The organism is Microcystis sp. BLCC-F210, assembly GCF_042134685.1.
Lineage (GTDB): Bacteria > Cyanobacteriota > Cyanobacteriia > Cyanobacteriales > Microcystaceae > Microcystis > Microcystis aeruginosa_D.
Genome location: NZ_CP169647.1, coordinates 3653398 through 3669507 on the forward strand (window position 1 = coordinate 3653398; position 16110 = coordinate 3669507).

The 16110-nt window shown below is 43.8% G+C and carries 20 protein-coding genes; 14 read left to right on the plus strand and 6 right to left on the minus strand.

The features are described 5' to 3' along the window. Nucleotides 1-139: 139 nt before the first annotated feature. Complete coding sequence (gene glgA, locus ACE3JL_RS17610) at nt 140-1567, plus strand: glycogen synthase GlgA (RefSeq protein WP_271988187.1); 1428 nt, start codon at nt 140-142, stop codon at nt 1565-1567. Between the two features lie 49 nt (nt 1568-1616). Here glgA and ACE3JL_RS17615 read toward each other — a convergent pair whose 3' ends face one another. After that, entirely contained in the window at nt 1617-2237 is a 621-nt protein-coding gene (locus ACE3JL_RS17615) for a VWA domain-containing protein (RefSeq protein ID WP_002788221.1), read from the minus strand. A 212-nt stretch (nt 2238-2449) separates the two neighbouring features. On the opposite strand from ACE3JL_RS17615, the gene ACE3JL_RS17620 reads away from it, so the two are divergent. The 6 genes from ACE3JL_RS17620 to urtD all read left to right on the plus strand — a co-directional run bounded on the left by ACE3JL_RS17620 (nt 2450) and on the right by urtD (nt 8136). Beyond that, complete coding sequence (locus tag ACE3JL_RS17620; RefSeq protein WP_271988186.1) at nt 2450-2782, plus strand: TMEM165/GDT1 family protein; 333 nt, start codon at nt 2450-2452, stop codon at nt 2780-2782. A 99-nt stretch (nt 2783-2881) separates the two neighbouring features. Beyond that, on the plus strand, nt 2882-3157 hold the full coding sequence (locus tag ACE3JL_RS17625; RefSeq protein ID WP_271988185.1) for a TMEM165/GDT1 family protein: 276 nt from the start codon (nt 2882-2884) through the stop codon (nt 3155-3157). A 379-nt stretch (nt 3158-3536) separates the two neighbouring features. Further along, complete coding sequence (gene urtA / locus ACE3JL_RS17630; RefSeq protein WP_271988184.1) at nt 3537-4850, plus strand: urea ABC transporter substrate-binding protein; 1314 nt, start codon at nt 3537-3539, stop codon at nt 4848-4850. Between the two features lie 92 nt (nt 4851-4942). Beyond that, a complete protein-coding gene (locus tag ACE3JL_RS17635; protein ID WP_271988183.1) occupies nt 4943-6103 on the plus strand; it encodes a branched-chain amino acid ABC transporter permease in 1161 nt (386 codons plus the stop codon). 3 nt (nt 6104-6106) lie between these two features. Then, nucleotides 6107-7261, plus strand: coding sequence for an urea ABC transporter permease subunit UrtC (gene urtC / locus ACE3JL_RS17640; RefSeq protein WP_375328030.1), 1155 nt, complete (start codon nt 6107-6109; stop codon nt 7259-7261). Nucleotides 7262-7389: 128 nt separating this feature from the next. Beyond that, a complete protein-coding gene (urtD, locus tag ACE3JL_RS17645; protein WP_271988181.1) occupies nt 7390-8136 on the plus strand; it encodes an urea ABC transporter ATP-binding protein UrtD in 747 nt (248 codons plus the stop codon). Between the two features lie 238 nt (nt 8137-8374). Here urtD and ACE3JL_RS17650 read toward each other — a convergent pair whose 3' ends face one another. The 3 genes from ACE3JL_RS17650 to ACE3JL_RS17660 all read right to left on the minus strand — a co-directional run bounded on the left by ACE3JL_RS17650 (nt 8375) and on the right by ACE3JL_RS17660 (nt 9220). Then, complete coding sequence (locus tag ACE3JL_RS17650) at nt 8375-8626, minus strand: hypothetical protein (RefSeq protein ID WP_271988180.1); 252 nt, start codon at nt 8624-8626, stop codon at nt 8375-8377. Nucleotides 8627-8813: 187 nt separating this feature from the next. Further along, the gene (locus tag ACE3JL_RS17655) at nt 8814-9020 is read right to left on the minus strand and encodes a type II toxin-antitoxin system HicA family toxin (protein WP_002741035.1); all 207 of its coding nucleotides are present in this window, start codon (nt 9018-9020) and stop codon (nt 8814-8816) included. After that, nucleotides 9017-9220, minus strand: coding sequence for a type II toxin-antitoxin system HicB family antitoxin (locus ACE3JL_RS17660; protein ID WP_002734086.1), 204 nt, complete (start codon nt 9218-9220; stop codon nt 9017-9019). Before ACE3JL_RS17660 ends, ACE3JL_RS17655 begins: the two co-directional genes overlap by 4 nt. A 485-nt stretch (nt 9221-9705) precedes the next feature. On the opposite strand from ACE3JL_RS17660, the gene ACE3JL_RS17665 reads away from it, so the two are divergent. Then, on the plus strand, nt 9706-9891 hold the full coding sequence (locus ACE3JL_RS17665) for a hypothetical protein (protein WP_375328031.1): 186 nt from the start codon (nt 9706-9708) through the stop codon (nt 9889-9891). A gap of 196 nt (nt 9892-10087) precedes the next feature. Here ACE3JL_RS17665 and ACE3JL_RS17670 read toward each other — a convergent pair whose 3' ends face one another. Then, nucleotides 10088-11113 (minus strand): glucosaminidase domain-containing protein, encoded by a 1026-nt coding sequence (locus tag ACE3JL_RS17670; RefSeq protein WP_288023679.1) that lies wholly within the window; start codon nt 11111-11113, stop codon nt 10088-10090. Between the two features lie 92 nt (nt 11114-11205). Further along, nucleotides 11206-11868 carry a hypothetical protein gene (locus ACE3JL_RS17675; RefSeq protein WP_002758364.1) on the minus strand — a complete coding sequence of 221 codons (663 nt, stop codon included), beginning with the start codon at nt 11866-11868 and terminating at the stop codon, nt 11206-11208. A gap of 197 nt (nt 11869-12065) precedes the next feature. Between ACE3JL_RS17675 and ACE3JL_RS17680 the strand changes: the two genes are divergently transcribed. From ACE3JL_RS17680 to ACE3JL_RS17705, 6 genes are all read left to right on the plus strand, one after another. Then, nucleotides 12066-12182, plus strand: a complete 117-nt coding sequence (locus ACE3JL_RS17680; RefSeq protein ID WP_375329625.1) for a phage integrase N-terminal SAM-like domain-containing protein — start codon at nt 12066-12068, stop codon at nt 12180-12182. A 4-nt stretch (nt 12183-12186) separates the two neighbouring features. Beyond that, nucleotides 12187-12327 carry a phage integrase N-terminal SAM-like domain-containing protein gene (locus tag ACE3JL_RS17685; RefSeq protein ID WP_353734368.1) on the plus strand — a complete coding sequence of 47 codons (141 nt, stop codon included), beginning with the start codon at nt 12187-12189 and terminating at the stop codon, nt 12325-12327. Further along, nucleotides 12324-12776: a hypothetical protein gene (locus ACE3JL_RS17690; protein WP_375328032.1), complete on the plus strand. Its 453-nt coding sequence runs from the start codon at nt 12324-12326 to the stop codon at nt 12774-12776. The genes ACE3JL_RS17685 and ACE3JL_RS17690 overlap by 4 nt, the downstream gene beginning before the upstream one ends. A gap of 149 nt (nt 12777-12925) precedes the next feature. Then, nucleotides 12926-13225, plus strand: a complete 300-nt coding sequence (locus ACE3JL_RS17695; protein WP_375328033.1) for a hypothetical protein — start codon at nt 12926-12928, stop codon at nt 13223-13225. After that, nucleotides 13200-13562 (plus strand): DUF5615 family PIN-like protein, encoded by a 363-nt coding sequence (locus ACE3JL_RS17700; protein WP_150978431.1) that lies wholly within the window; start codon nt 13200-13202, stop codon nt 13560-13562. Before ACE3JL_RS17695 ends, ACE3JL_RS17700 begins: the two co-directional genes overlap by 26 nt. A 1130-nt stretch (nt 13563-14692) precedes the next feature. After that, nucleotides 14693-16027 carry an AAA-like domain-containing protein gene (locus ACE3JL_RS17705; RefSeq protein WP_375328034.1) on the plus strand — a complete coding sequence of 445 codons (1335 nt, stop codon included), beginning with the start codon at nt 14693-14695 and terminating at the stop codon, nt 16025-16027. Nucleotides 16028-16110 lie beyond the last annotated feature (83 nt).

Sequence of the window (16110 nt, forward strand, 5' to 3'; positions counted from 1 at the left end):
TAAACTGAAAACTGTTTGCTGATAACTGACTAATCCCCAACAGCCCAGAAAATAATCAAGATATTTTATCGATTGGGTGAATAAGTCCCCTATAATCACTAACATTGCCCATATCGATCTTCACAGAAGCGGGAAAAGTATGCGAATTCTATTTGTGGGTGCCGAGGCCGCCCCGATTGCCAAAGTTGGGGGAATGGGGGACGTAATTGGGGCATTACCGAAAGTCTTGCGTCAGCTAGGTCATGACGTGCGGATTTTCCTGCCCTACTACGGTTCTCTCCAGGAAAAAATGGACATCCCTTCCGAACCCATTTGGTCAGGATTCGCCATGTTTCAGGATTTTTTAGTCTATGAAACGGTTTTACCCGATACAGATATTCCTCTCTACCTCTTTGGTCATCTAGCTTTCTCTGGACGCAGTATCTACGGAGGCGAAGATGAGGCCTGGCGATTTACCCTTTTTGCCAATGGTGCGGCGGAATTCGCCTGGAATTACTGGAAACCGCAAGTTATTCACTGTCATGATTGGCATACGGGCATGATTCCCGTCTGGATGCACCAAGACCCCGATATTAGCACCGTTTTTACGATCCATAATCTCGCCTACCAAGGGCCTTGGCGGGAGGTGTTAGAAAAAATGACTTGGTGTCCTTGGTATATGCAGGGCGATAATACCATGGCTGCAGCGGTTCAATTTGCTAATCGCGTCACCACCGTTTCTCCCACCTATGCCCGTCAGATACAGACCCCCATTTATGGCGAAAATTTAGAAGGATTATTGTCCTATATTTCTGGCAATCTGGTGGGGATTGTTAACGGCATCGACACGGAGGTGTATAACCCAGCTAAAGATGCTTATCTTAAGCAGAATTTTACCCCAGAAACCATCGAAAAGCGTCTGGCTAATAAAATTGCCCTGCAAGAAGAAGTGGGGCTACAGGTCAGTAAAAGTGCCTTTGTCATGGCGATGGTGACGCGTTTGGTGGAACAAAAAGGTATTGATCTAGTGATGCAAATTTTAGATCGCTTTCTCACCTACACTGATGCACAATTGATTATTTTAGGTACAGGCGATCGCTATTATGAAACCCAACTATGGGAGATGACTTCCCGTTTCCGGGGACGAATGTCCCTGCATCTTCTCTATAGTGATGCCCTTTCCCGTCGCATCTATGGGGGGGCCGATGCTTTGTTAATGCCTTCCCGTTTTGAACCCTGCGGCATTTCCCAATTAATGGCCATGCGTTATGGTTGTATCCCCATGGTACGCCGCACCGGTGGTTTAGTCGATACGGTATCTTTCCACGACCCAATTCAGGAAAAAGGAACAGGATTTAGTTTTGATCGCTATGAACCTTTAGACCTGTTTACCTGTATGATCCGGACTTGGGAAAGTTTCCGCTATAAACAGGATTGGCAAAAACTACAGCAACGGGCAATGACTCAAGATTTTAGTTGGTATAAATCCGCTTTGGAATATCTCAAAATCTACAAACAAATCACCGGACAATCGGAGCAATTATCCGATGAGGAAAAAGATAAATTTGTCGCCCTGACTAGCAGTTAAATCCTGCTTAAGTAGGGGTGAAGATATATCACCCCTACTTAAGCAGAAATTAATCAATAATGGCGTTGAGAAGAACTTCTGCTAGGGTCATATCTTCCATATCATCGATAGTAATTGTGTCAACGATATCGAATTTAGCCCCCGCGGATTCTAGTTGATCGTCTAAAGCTTTAAGAAATTCTGTCGCTTGTCGATCATTGCCTACTTGAATCAGAGAAATGGCTAATTCTTGATCGCTATCGAGTTTTCGAGAAGCTTCGATAATTTGACGCATCACCGCTTTGCGATCATCTGGTTCTCCGTCAGTAATCACCAGAATAGTTTCTCCGTTGGGTTTAGTTTTGCCGGCAGTTTTGCGCTGAAAATAATTATCAAGGGCATCTTGGAGAACAGCTGCTAGGTCTGTTCTCCCCATCGGTTCATTTTCTTGATAAATTCGTGTCACCTTATCGGAAGTAACATTATCATAGCGTCGGAAACGTCCGGAAAAAAGATAGATAGTGATGCCGTCCGGATCGATTTCCTCGCACTTTCTAGCCAAGGCGAGGGTAGATTCTTGGGCAATTTGCCAACGGGTTTTCTCACTGGGTTTATCAGCAGTGGACATACTGCCACTTTTGTCAATAATCAGAGTATAATCTCTGTCTTGTACAACACTTTCACTGGTCATAGGGGCTATACCTCCAAGCAATTTGCGCTCGTCCTAGTCTAATAATTATTAAACTCTAGGATGGAAACTCCACCTCGATCGACTAGGGTTTTTTAACTATTGGTGGAGGAGACAGCGTAATCAACAGCAGAAACTATCGCCAGAAAACCGGTCGGGCTAAAATGAAAAAAGTATGAAAATTATTTCTTAACCCGATATTGTTAAATTAGCCGATGAGTGATAGCAAATCGATCGCCTCAACCGAGAAAAAGCCGGATAATCCAGCTTCTTGGAGTTTTTGGACGGTGTTTAGTTCCACCTTCCTAACCATATTTTTGGCTGAAATCGGCGATAAAACCCAATTAGCCACCCTTCTGATCAGCGCCGAATCCCAATCCCCCTGGGTGGTTTTTGCCGGGGCAGCCAGCGCTTTAATCGCTACCAGTCTCCTCGGTGTCCTGATCGGTTATTGGATTGCTCGTCGTCTTTCCCCGAAAACCTTAGATATCGGTGTCGCCATCCTTCTCCTTTTGATCACTGGTTTACTGATCAGCGATATTCTCTAAGCAATCAGTGAGCAGTTATCAGTTATCAGTGAGCAGTTATCAGTGAGCAGTTATCAGTTCACTGTTCACTGAAAAAAGCTTCCCATCTTCCTAGAATTTATGAATTGGCAATTATTCGGACTGACATTTATCACGGTTTTTTTGGCGGAAATCGGCGATAAAAGTCAATTAGTAGCGATCGCTCTCGGTGGCAGTTCCAAATCACCCAAAGCCGTCTTTTTTGGCTCAATTACCGCATTAATCCTGACCAGTTTCTTAGGAGTCCTTGCGGGCGGCAGTATGGCGCAGTTATTCCCCGCTAAGATATTAAAAGCGATAGCGGCCATTGGTTTTGCACTGCTTGCTGTCCGGCTGCTTTGGCCAAAGTCGGATTGATCATTGGGTTTGCGGCAAAAAGCTTTTCCTGGGGGCAGGGTTTGAGGTGTGGGGAAGTGGGGTGTCGGAAGAATAAATAGAAATAATCTCCTGTCTCCTGTCTCCTGTCTCCTATCTCCTGTCTCCTGTCTCCTGCCTCCTGTCTCCCGACTCCTGATAGCTAAAAAACTGAGGCAAATTCCAGAAAAATAATTAATTTTTCCCAAAAAAGTAGCAAAAGTTACAAAAAACAGCCAAAAAGTAGCGAAAGTTACAAAAAATCTGCTAACCTAGCCGTAATATCACACAGATATTCGTAGAAAGATTCCCAAAAATCTCCTCAGCAAAAACATCCGTGTGAAGTAGCTAATATTGTCAGCGAGGTTAGTTCAAGATCATTATGTCAAATTTAGGACGACGTAAATTTCTCCTGTACGGTTCTGCCACTTTGGGAACCAGTATTCTGTTAAAAGCTTGTGGTGGCCAAAACCAAACCCCCACGGCCAGTCCTAGCCCAGCTGCTAGTCCCACTCCGGCTTCTGGAGAGACAATTAAGGTGGGTATTCTGCACTCTCTTAGTGGCACCATGGCCATCAGTGAAACCAGCGTAGTTGATGCGGAAAAACTGGCGATCGAGGAAATCAATGCCGCCGGTGGTGTTCTTGGTAAACAGATTGAGGCAGTGGTGGAAGACGGCGCTTCCGATTGGCCAACTTTTACTGAAAAAGCCACCAAACTGATCGATCAGGACAAAGTTTTGACCGTCTTCGGTTGTTGGACTTCCGCCAGTCGTCAGGCGGTTTTGCCCGTGTTTGAATCCAGAAACCATATGCTCTGGTATCCCGTCCAGTACGAGGGTCAAGAGTGTTCTAGAAATATCTTCTACACTGGCGCTGCCCCCAACCAGCAGATCGAGCCAGCAGTGACTTGGTTGCTGGAAAACAAAGGGAAAAAATTCTTCCTTGTCGGTTCCGACTACGTTTTCCCCCGCACTGCCAACACGATTATTAAAGAGCAGTTAAAGGCGAAAGGCGGCGAAACCGTGGGCGAAGACTATCTACCCCTAGGTAACACGGAAGTTACCCCGATTATCACCAAAATTAAGACAGCTTTACCCGATGGCGGCGTTATTTTCAACACCCTCAACGGTGATAGTAACGTGGCTTTCTTTAAACAACTGCAAGCGGCCGGTTTAACTCCCGATAAATATCCGGTCATGTCGGTGAGTGTTGCTGAGGAAGAAGTTAAACAGATTGGTAAGGAATATCTCCTCGGCCAATACGCTTGTTGGAACTATTTCCAAACCGTAGATACCCCCGCTAACAAGAAATTTGTTGCGGCTTTTCGAGCTAAATATGGTGAGGATCGCGTCACTAACGACCCCATGGAAGCGGCCTATATTATGGTCTATCTCTGGAAGCAAGCGGTGGAACAAGCAGGAACTGCCGATGATCTGGACAAAGTTCGCGCCGCCGCCATCGGACAAAAATTCGATGCTCCCGAAGGACCAGTGCAAATGTTCCCCAATCATCATATCTCCAAAACCGTCCGGGTTGGTCGAGTGAGAGATGATGGGCTATTTGACATCATTTGGTCAACTCCAGGGCCTGTGGATCCGCAACCTTGGAACCAATTTGTCCCCGAAACTAAGGGCTTTGCCTGTGACTGGACGGATCCGGCCAAGGGCGGTAAATTCAAAATGGAAAAATCCTAGTTTTAAGAGTTTTTCCAGATAATAACGAGGGTGAGGTAAACAGTAATGCCACCCTCTTTTTAAACCTTAAAAATGCACAGGAATAAGAAAAAGTGTCAGCATTATTAGAAGGATTATTTAATGGTATTAGCATCGGTTCTGTGCTATTGCTGGCAGCTTTAGGACTGGCGATTGTCTTTGGACTGATGGGGGTAATTAATCTCGCTCACGGTGAGTTAATGATGTTAGGGGCCTACAGTACTTTTGTGGTGCAGAATGTCTTTAAGGGTTTCGGTTCTCCCTTCTTTGATACCTACGTTTTATTCGCCCTACCGATCGCTTTTTTGGTGTCGGGATTGGCGGGATTATTATTAGAAAGGGGGGTGATTAGGTTCCTCTACGGCAGACCCTTAGAAACGCTGCTGGCTACTTGGGGAGTCAGCTTAATTCTACAGCAATTTGTTAGAAGTGTCAACGGCTTATTAGTAATTAGTTTAATAGTTTTCTGTCTCTTATTTTTTGGGGCAATGAAGGTGTTAAGTCGTCGCTTAGATTGGGAGAGAATTCGCAATTTAGCTATCGGTATCACTCTCCCTTTATCCCTAGCTATCTCTGGATTATTAGGCTATCTTTTATCTTTTAATCCCGTTCTTGCTAAACCCTGGTTTAGTGCCAGAAACGTCGATGTCACCGCTCCTGTTTGGTTACGGGGAGGTTTACCTTTACTGGGTTTTCAAATGCCCTACACCCGTATATTTATTATTATTTTAACTGCCCTTTGTTTGTTAGGGACTTATTGGTTTTTAAATAAATCTTCTTGGGGTTTACGCATTCGTGCCGTCACCCAAAATCGCCAGATGAGTTCCTGTTTAGGCATTCCCACTAATCAAGTGGATGCTTTGACCTTTGCCCTCGGTTCGGGATTAGCTGGGGTTGCTGGTTGTGCGATTAGTTTCTTGGGTTCCGTCGGTCCAAATGTGGGACAAAATTATATCGTTGATACCTTTATGGTAGTGGTGGTGGGGGGAGTCGGTAATCTCCTGGGAACTATTATCGCAGCTATGGCCATTGGTGTGGCTAATTATTTAATTGGTTCGGGAACTTTTGCCCTGATGTCTGGTTCCGTGGCAGCACTAAAACCCCTAACGGATTTCTTCACCTTTTTCTCCACCACTAGCATGGCCAAAGTGATGATTTTTGCTTTAATTATTGCTTTCTTACAATTCAAACCTGCGGGAATTTTTCCTCCTAAAGGACGTACTGCCGAGTTATAGATTATGATTACCAAAACCATCACTAGAAACGAATCCCGACAACGGGAAAAGAAAAAGTTAATCACGGAAATCGCTGTTATTGTTGGATTGGTGGTCATCTTTGCGGTGTTTTTGCCCTTAGCTTTGTCTGCTTTCCGTTTGCGTTTATTGGGGCGATTTCTTTCCCTCGCTATTGTCGCTTTGGGGATAGATTTAATCTGGGGTTATACGGGTTTATTAAGTCTTGGTCATGGTATCTTTTTTGCTCTCGGTGGTTACGCTTTGGCCATGTACCTAAATCTTCAGTTACCCCCCGGACAAATGCCCGAATTTTTTACTCTCTACGGGGTGACAGAATTACCTTTTATTTGGCAACCTTTTTATTCCCTACCTTTGACAATTCTAGCCCTAATTATTGTACCAGCGATCGTGGCGGGATTGTTAGGTTATTTAATCTTCCGCAATCGCATTAAAGGAGTTTATTTCTCGATTTTAACCCAAGCGGCTTTACTGGTATTTTTTAACTTTTTTAACGGTCAACAGAAGTTAATCAACGGCACTAATGGCTTAAAAACCGACACCCAAACAATTTTCGGATTGCTGGTGGGTTCCGATGCTGTTCAAGTGGCCTTTTATTTACTCACAATTGTCTGTTTACTGGCTATTTATCTCCTCTGTCGTTGGTTAACTACAGGCAGATTTGGGCGCTTATTAGTCGCCATTCGCGATGATGAAGTGCGGGTTCGTTTTTCCGGTTATGATCCTACTTGGTTTAAGGTGTTAGTTTTTGCCATTTCTGGGGCAATTGCTGGTGTTGCCGGCGCTCTTTACACCGTGCAAACCGGAATTATCACTCCTAACTCTATGGATGTGGCTTTTTCCATTGAAATGGTGATTTGGGTGGCTGTGGGAGGACGTGCTACCCTTGTGGGGGCAGTTATCGGTACTTTATTAGTGCGTATGGCCCAAACTTTTTTAAGCGAACAATTGCCAGAAGTCTGGGTATTTTTCCAAGGGGCCTTATTCCTAATTGTGGTGACAGTGCTTCCCGATGGTATTCTCGGTGGGATTAAACGTTTGCTGACTCATTTTGGTTTCCGCAAAACTTTAATTACCTATCCTAGTATTGAGGAAGCTCCGGAAGTGCAACTGGAAAAAGAAGAATTAGAGCATGAGTGATCTTATTCTATTAGTATTCTCTGCGTCAGGAGATTATTTTTATTTATTTTTCCCATACCCCACACCCTGCTTCCCACTCCCCAATTCATAATTCATAATTCATAATTACCAATTCTCTCTTAGAAATTATGACTGGAAAAATCTTAGAAATCGAGAATCTTACCGTTAGTTTTGGGGGTTTTAAAGCTCTCAATAATCTTAATTTCAGTATGGATACGGGAGAATTGCGGGTGATTATCGGTCCCAATGGTGCGGGAAAAACCACTTTTTTAGATGTGATTACGGGGAAAGTGCAACCCACCATCGGACGGGTATTATTTAAAGGTCGAGATCTCCGCCAAATTCCCGAATTTGCGATCGCTCGTTTAGGGATTGGTCGCAAATTCCAAACTCCCAGGGTATATTTAAATCTAACTGTGCGAGAAAATCTCGATTTAGTTAGCAACCGTAATAAAAATGTTTTCTCGACTCTTTTCGGTCGTCCTCTGCTCGAAGATAGCAGAAAAGTTATTGGTTTATTGGAAATTATCGGGTTAACTGCTAAAGCTGATTTACCCGCTTCTTTACTTTCTCACGGAGAAAAACAACGCTTAGAAATAGGCCAATTAGTGGCCCAGTCACCAGATTTACTGCTAGTAGATGAACCCGTGGCAGGATTAACCGATGAGGAAACAGAAAACGTGGGGAATTTATTATTAAATCTAGCGGAAAGTCATTCGATTATTGTCATTGAACATGATATGGAATTCGTCCGGCAAATTGCCCGCAAAGTCACGGTTCTACACCAAGGAACCGTTTTATGTGAGGGGAATATGGACCAAATTCAAAATGATCCGAAAGTTATTGAAGTTTATCTAGGTTCCTCGGAAGAATAAAAAGTCGGCTCTTCTGGTTTTCGTGTGTTAATTTTTGTTATGAATTAAAGCAAGCAAACGGGAGTATCTCACCTTTGTAACCCCTAAATCAGGTTTTTCGTTGCGTGGATGAGGCCGCCCAGCTTGCTGCCGCTCAGAATATCGTCGCCTTCAACTACCTGACCGTCAACTACACAGCGATTCTCATTTTAAGGTTTCATGACATTAAAACCCTTGCACCTAGAGGGGTTAATAATTCTTAACGAATCTCTAGATCGCTGAAACAACGCAAAATCGTTTCAAAATGAGAATTGCTGGCGTGCGATCGAAAGCGTTGACGTGCTGCTTCTTTTTCCGCTTCCGTGCGTTGGTCTTTATTTTTGTTCAAGCGATACTGTCGCTCTAGGGAAGTTGTTACTAATTCTGACAGGTCGATACCTAATATTTTAGCTTGCTGTTGCAAGGTGGCATAAACTTCATCGCTCAATTCTAGGGTTAAGACTTGACTCATTTGGCTGTATCTTCATTGTGGCTATTGATTAGATTAATTTCTTTTTTAACTCTTTGACGATTATAACTTCGGACATCAGCTTGTCTCTTCACAGTAGCACTGTAGGGTGGGTTAGCGACAGCGTAACCCACCGCATATTAAAAAATTGATGGTGCGTTACATTAACATTAACGCACACTACGAAAGCTTATAAGTCATCTTCCGATAATCGAGCTATTTTCATAATTGATTTTAAAGTTCCAATTTTTAAGTCCTGATTGCGGTGTACAGGAATAGATAGAATTTTATCTTCATCCTCCTTTTCATAAATATGGTGACTACTGGTAATTTTTTTGAGTATCCAACCTTTTTTTTCGACAATTTTACAGAGTTTTTTCCCTGATATTGATTTCATACAGCAATTTCAATCACTTCTGACCTAGATTCAGGTTGTTTGCTTTCATTGGCAACTTCTAACCAGCCTTGTATGGCATCTTGGAGGTTATCGACAACTTCGTCCATACTATCTCCTTCTGTTATACAACCGGGCAGAGCGGGAACTTCAGCCCAGTAACCGCCTTCTTCGGCTGGATGAATAATAGCTTTGATTTTCATCAGGTTCAGAATTTTTGAAAACTTATCTCTTATTTTAATATGAATATGGAAGTTGGGTTTCCTTGCGTCAACCCAACCTACAGGCGATGCGATCGGCGATCACTGATTACCTCGAAGCAATTACGCTTCGTCCTACCCGATGTTAGGGGTTACGTTGCTCGTCCAACCTACTTGAGTTTCGACTTTTCTCTTGACCTAATCATCGTTTTTCTTCGTTCCGACTTTGGGATTGTTTTGACAATTTAGGGTTGACCACTTCACCCACCTTCAACTCTAGGGATAGCAGATACCGTAACGAAAGCTCTGCGAGTTTAGAAGGTTGAGTCAACATTTTTAGCTCAGATTGTTGCTCTGAAATTGGATGCTTTTTCTGGTTTTCCCTTATTGTCTCCCCGTTAACGCGCCTTGCGCCTATCTGTTTTGGCTCTGATTGCGTCCTTGTTCTCCGCTTCAGCCTCTAGATTTCCGGCTCTTCTAGGTTCTGTGTGATAAGTTTAACTTACATAGGATCGATCGATCTTTGTGTCCTTTGTGTCTTTGTGGTTCGTTCCACCCCCTCGCTAGGAGGAATGTATCTTAGAATACATTTTACCCACCAAACTTGGGAGAGCCGATTTCCGAGTCTAGTCACTGGGGGCAGGTCGGGAGTCACTGTGTCCCTTACAGGGTAGGTCTTTCACCTACATCCTTTTTGTCAGTTATGCTGTTTTATCAGCACTCTAGGCTATTTATTCCCCTAGAAACGAATCGCACCGTTACATTAACATTAACGCACCCTACGGCGATGGCGATCGCACTGCTGCAGCTACAGCGATAGCGATCGCAGGTTCTATCTGCTGCTGTTAGGACAAAAATAAGAGAGTCCAGCTACTGATTAGCTCTTAGCCATTTCAAAATCGCTCTACCTATTGCTTGTCCGCCTCTTGTACTCCAGTCAACTACATCAGGCACAGAAACATCAATGAAGTAGACTTCAGCTAAAACTGCAACTCGAACATCCGTATCTTCTGCACCACTTAACACTCCAAGTGCTTGGCGTGGCTCGCGTCCTCCTGCAATACGATCTCGTATACCTAACTCTGCCGCAATTTCTGCACTCATTATCCGTGAAAGTGCTAAATCTGGAGGATCTGCTTTACGATCGTGGACTAGCACTTCTGCGCCCTGAGCAGAACGATTAGCACTGTTGTGATGAATTGAGCAGAATACGTCATAGCCAGCGGCTCGCGTTCCTAAATTGTATAAGCTTGCAACTGCATCTGTGATGTCACAAGGTACGCCAGCTTGTCTGATAACACGCTTTGCCGCTTCTGCAGCAATCTTATTCAACTCATACTCATTTTTAGAGTTGACACCAACTGTGCCTGGGTCAAATACCCCACTGGGCAATGTGCCATGTCCAACCTCGAGAAGAACGCCATTTTGCTTCCAGAAACTGCCATTTTCAGTTGTTTTCCTGAGGAGCCTTGAAGCTTCATCGAACAAATTAACGACTTTGTCTACATATGTTTGTTTTGCAGTGGAATCACCACCTATATAGCCAGCAAATGCAATAAACCTTATATATGTCTCAGGCGAAGAAATACTCGAACGCCACCCAGAATATACTGGTCGATTAATAAATATCCAATATCCGCGAATGGCATCCTCAAGAGTTACAAATTTACAGTATATGTCTTCACCATCACTTGCTTCGTAAGTAACAGGAATTGCTATTCCACTCATTTCGGGACGATACTTCATTCCAAATGGGTTACCGTGTAGCTTAAATAAGTCGGAGTTGCCCCGCCCAGATTCAAGAATAGCTTGGGCAAGCTGCACCTTCTTGAGATGCTCGAACTCAATCTCAGCATCTCGAATTGTACTCACAAAATCATTCCATTCAAAAGCCATCACTTTTCTCCTAATAACTAGATTTACAGAGTTAACGCAACAAGAATCTGCTCAAGTCTATGGCATTGAGAAAGCTCACACCTTGGCACAAGTTAGGTGCTGTAAAAAACACTCAAAGAAATGAAGCTTTGTGTCTCTCTCAATCCATCTAAAAAAGGTCGAATCTTGTCGTTGAAGTCACTAGTCTTGACTACGATGCACCCAGCAGAGCCTGGATAAATTGCAACGTTAGAGTCGCGGTGAAGTCCGAATTCACTTCGTCCTGTGTCTGGATCTGGATCTGGTGTGATATGGTAAAACATCCCTTCAATACCTGGAGTCGCAAGATAGTATCCATTGGTAGAAATCTTCCAGTCATTATCAGGGGGAATACAACCCTTACCCCTTTGAGTGTGAGCCCCAGGGTACTGATAACCAGGTTGACCAGACGTTGCCCTTACTCGGAGAACTTCTTGAGTGCCACGACTAAATACTAAATAACCATAAATTAGGTTACTGATGTTTGCTTGCTCAAGAGAGAAGACAGCCTTAACTTCTTGGGTTTGAAGACCAGTATCCCAGTGAGGCAAGAAAATCCACCAAGAGCCAGACTCAAAGGCAAGCTCGACATGAGAGTGTAGTCCATTAGTTTCAAGTATCTCATCCACAGTGTAAACCTTGCCTGTGGGCACAGCAACTTTCTGATTATCAGCAAGCTCTTCGCCTTGAATTGGCTGTTTTTTTAGGAGTGTAGAAACCTTTGCTTTATATTCCATTTCTCTCAGTGAATCATAACCCCTTTATCCTACTATCCCACCTCCATCGGTCTAACACCCCATACATAAAACTTAATACCGCACCGTGCGGTTTAATCACCCCCATTTGGGCATAATTACCGCAGGGGGCGGTCTAGTATCTCTGCCAAACCGATTTTACCGCATTTGCCGATGACAGAAAAGCCCAGTTCCCTCGACTGTTAGAACGAGTCCGAGAAGTCATGCGTCTCAAGCACCTTAGCTTGAAGACGGAAAAATCCTACCTCTACTACATTCGAGACTTTATTCTCTTTACACAACAAACGTCATCCTAGAGAGATGGGAGTGTCCGAAATCCGCCAGTATCTGTCGCATTTAGCCACCGACAAGCAGGTTGCCGCCTCAACTCAAAATGTCGCTCTCAATGCCTTGCGGTTGACGGGTCAAAAAGTGCTTTACGTCCAGACACCACAATTTTGAAGGCCTGTAAGGAAATTGGCGGTTATCAACCCGTCACCTGGTTAGCAGGAAGGGATAAAAGCCGTTATCCCCAAGTTTATCGCCCCCATCCCTTAGAAAGCAGCAATTATGGGGCAGTTGACGGGATGATTGGGGTTGCTAATCAGAAATGGCGAGAAAGTCTCTTAATACCTCGTCCTGTCAATCAATTTCGTGGTTTTTTTCCCGAAGTTAACAATCAGAATCTTACTGAGATAGCGATCAAAATCAAGGAAACCTACAATGATTATTTAAAGTTAGTGCGATCGCTTGAAGACCTGAAAAACCGGCATCCCGAACTAAGAGAACCTTATATCGAGGTAACATCGACTAAAAGTCAGAGAACGATTTACCTGACCCGACTAGATCGGTTTGGGACTTTAGAATCGGGTTTTTTTAGTCAAGATAAGCAGTCTTGTAGCGTGGGTTGAGCGACAGTCCAACCCCAACCCCAAAAGTACTGAGGACGATCGTCAAACACTATATCCCAACTAGGGATTCACAGGGGAAGGAGTCTCAGGTGGTTTCCCCTGTTTTAATCGGATAAACTAGGGATACCAGCTTTCATCAAGGCATCAGCATGAGTACCAACGTAGCGAAAACTCAATGGCAGTATTTAGAGAAACGTCCTCATTCCTGGCGACAACAGCTTTGTTTTCAAGGCAGGAGGCTGAAAGCTTTTGATGTCTGGTCAGATATGATTGTCAATGACATGACTCCTCAAGAAGCAGCCCTTAATTGGGAGTTACCCCTGGCTGCCATCTATGAAGCAATTGACTATTGCGAGACGAATCAGCAGCTACTCAAGCAAGAAGCAAAAGAAGAACGCCACCGTCTGGAAGCAAAGGGGATTAGTGTTGAGCCTAAGATTATTGCTTGATGAGGACTCGCAAGCCCAACTTCTGGTTAAGTTACTTACGGCTGCTGGTCATGACGTGCTGACGATCAATGAAATTGGTTTGGCTGGCTGCACAGATAATGTCGTACTTGACTATGCTATACAGGAAAATCGGATTCTGCTAACTCATAACTGCGATGACTTTGAAGAGTTGCACCAAGCGAATCCAAGCCATTCGGGGATCTTCGCGGTTTACCGTAACGCTAACCTCTTAAAAAATATGGGCTTCAAGGCAATTGTCAAGGCAATCGCCAATCTCGAAACTGCTAACGTCCCCCTTGCTAATCAGTTCATCTCCCTGAACCACTGGAACTATTAATTCTGGTTTGTCTCGATCTTGTCACAAATCTTAACTTAATCTCTCCCTAACTATTGAAAACAACAATGCACTCTACCCCCCCCCGCACAGTATCCTAAGCTACAATTTAATAAATCTTTACATTATTCTCCCTGACTAGGGATTCACATCGGATTTACACATCCTCACCCAATATTTCGTCAAAACTTACCGAAAAATTGGGTTTAAAGCCTCGCTCTTTTAGGGCGACTTTATATGATGTATGCTATTAAGAATAGCGGGCAGGGTAAGCAACCGCTTAAAAAACCCAGTCATCGCCGGATGAACGCACCGTTCGGATCTCGGCGTGAGCTTTTGTCGAACGCTGATCTCAGGGCAGCCCGGTCAAAAACGACATCGGTAAGATTGCCAACCAAATTATGATGGCTGTCACCTTGCGTTGGGAAACCATTTTGATGCCAGAGGAAAGAAAAGAGGGTCATCAGTCATCAGTTATCAGATTTGCGTTTTCAGTCCACTGATAACTGAAAATACTCCCCAACTCCCACTCGGCAATAACTACTGGCAGCCAGAAATACGTTCGGTGGTTATCATACTTTGTGCTTTTTGTCAAAAAAACTTTTTTTTTGCAATAAAACTACACAAAAAAAAGATCATCGTTGCCAGTGAAATTGACTGATTTACCCGTCTTAATTAGGATTACCTTGTAGGTGTGGCAAGGGTTTCAACCATTGCTGCCCAAAAAAGCACATAATAACCCACTATGAAATTCTATCAAATCGCTGTAACCATTGGAACATCGTCGTTAAATAAAAATCTTTCTCAATTAATTCTTAAGAATTTGTAAATATTGCGAAATGTTAATTTAAATATTCTCAAGTTTTTGGAGTTAATAGATAATTTTTGCTTATCTTTGTCGAAAAATAGAACTCCTGCAAAAATCCAACATCTACCATTGGGTTAGGAGTCAGTATTCAGTATTGAGGAGTCAGTATTGAGGAGTCAGCATTGAGGAGTCAGGTTTTAGGTGTTGGGGTTTTGGGGTTTTGGGGTTTTAGTTCAATTTCCCCATTCCCCCACCTCCCCAATTCATAATTCATAATTCATAATTCATAATTCCCCCTCCCTATTCCCCCACACCCCCAATTCGTATGAGAGATTCCCTATCGAGCCATCTAAGAGTACAACAACACTGCCTCAATCAAGTTAAATTAGCCGTGAAAAAGCAGGGCTTTGGCAGTCAACGATCCTTAGCCAAAGAAGCTGAATTTAGTCTGGCTACTGTCAGTAACTTCCTGACTGGAAAACCAATAGAACAAGCCACTTTTGAACAAATTTGTCGTCGATTATGCCTCGACTGGCAAGAAATAGCCGCCCTAAATTTTGAGCTAACAGCACCCCCTCAAGACAAAATTCCGGTTAATTCCGCAGCCAAGAGCGAAAAATTGGACACATTACCCCCCTATCCTAATGGAGCAGTTCCCCTTGGTTCCCCATTTTATTTAGAACGTCTTCCCCTCGAAGAACAGATCAGGCAGGAAATCAAGAAACCGGGGGCTTTAGTGCGGATAAAAGCTCCCAAAGAAATGGGCAAAACTTCCCTACTTTTGAGAATGCTCGATTTTGCTAAACAGCAAGGCTACCGCACGGTGAGTTTGAACTTAGAACAGGTGGACCAGGCCATTTTGAGTGATTTAAACCAATTTTTGCGCTGGTTGTGTGCCAATGCCGCCCGTCAACTACAGTTAAAACCGCAATTAGATGAGTATTGGGATGAGGATTTAGGTAGCAAGATTAGCTGTACGGTTTACATTCAAGACTATATCCTGGAATCGATTACTGCCCCCATTGTCCTGGCTCTCGATGAACTGAATCAGATATTTGAACATCCCCAAGTGGCCAAGGATTTTTTACCGCTGCTGCGTTCTTGGTACGAAGAAGCCAAAACCTTACCTATTTGGCAAAAACTTCGTCTTATCGTCGTCCATTCCACAGAAATTTATGTTCCCCTGCAGCTCAATCAATCCCCCTTTAACGTGGGATTCCCCGCACAGCTAAGTCATTTTAGTCTGGAGGAGGTATTAAAATTAGCTCAACGTTATCAACTCACTTGGGAAAATCAGGAAAAAGTCCAACAACTGATGGAGTTAGTAGGAGGACATCCAGCTTTGGTACAAACTGCCCTCTACTATCTCAGTCGGGAGGAAATAACCATGACGCAAATATTAACTACTGCCACCTCCGTCACGGGGATTTATGCACATCACCTGCGGCGCCATTGGGCAGTATTAGAACAACAGCCGGAACTAGCAAAAGCTCTTGATCGGGTGATGAGCGCCGTGGAACCAGTACAATTAGACCCAATTCTCGCTTATAAACTCAGCAGTATGGGGCTACTCAAACAATCGGGAGATAAAGTAGTACCAGGCTATGAATTGTATCGACGCTATTTTTTAGAGGTGAAATCCTCTATCAGTTATCAGTAAACAGTAATCAGTTATCAGTGAGGGTGTGGGGTGTAGGGTGTGGGGAAGTGGGGAAGTGGGGGAATGGGGAAGTGGGGGAATGG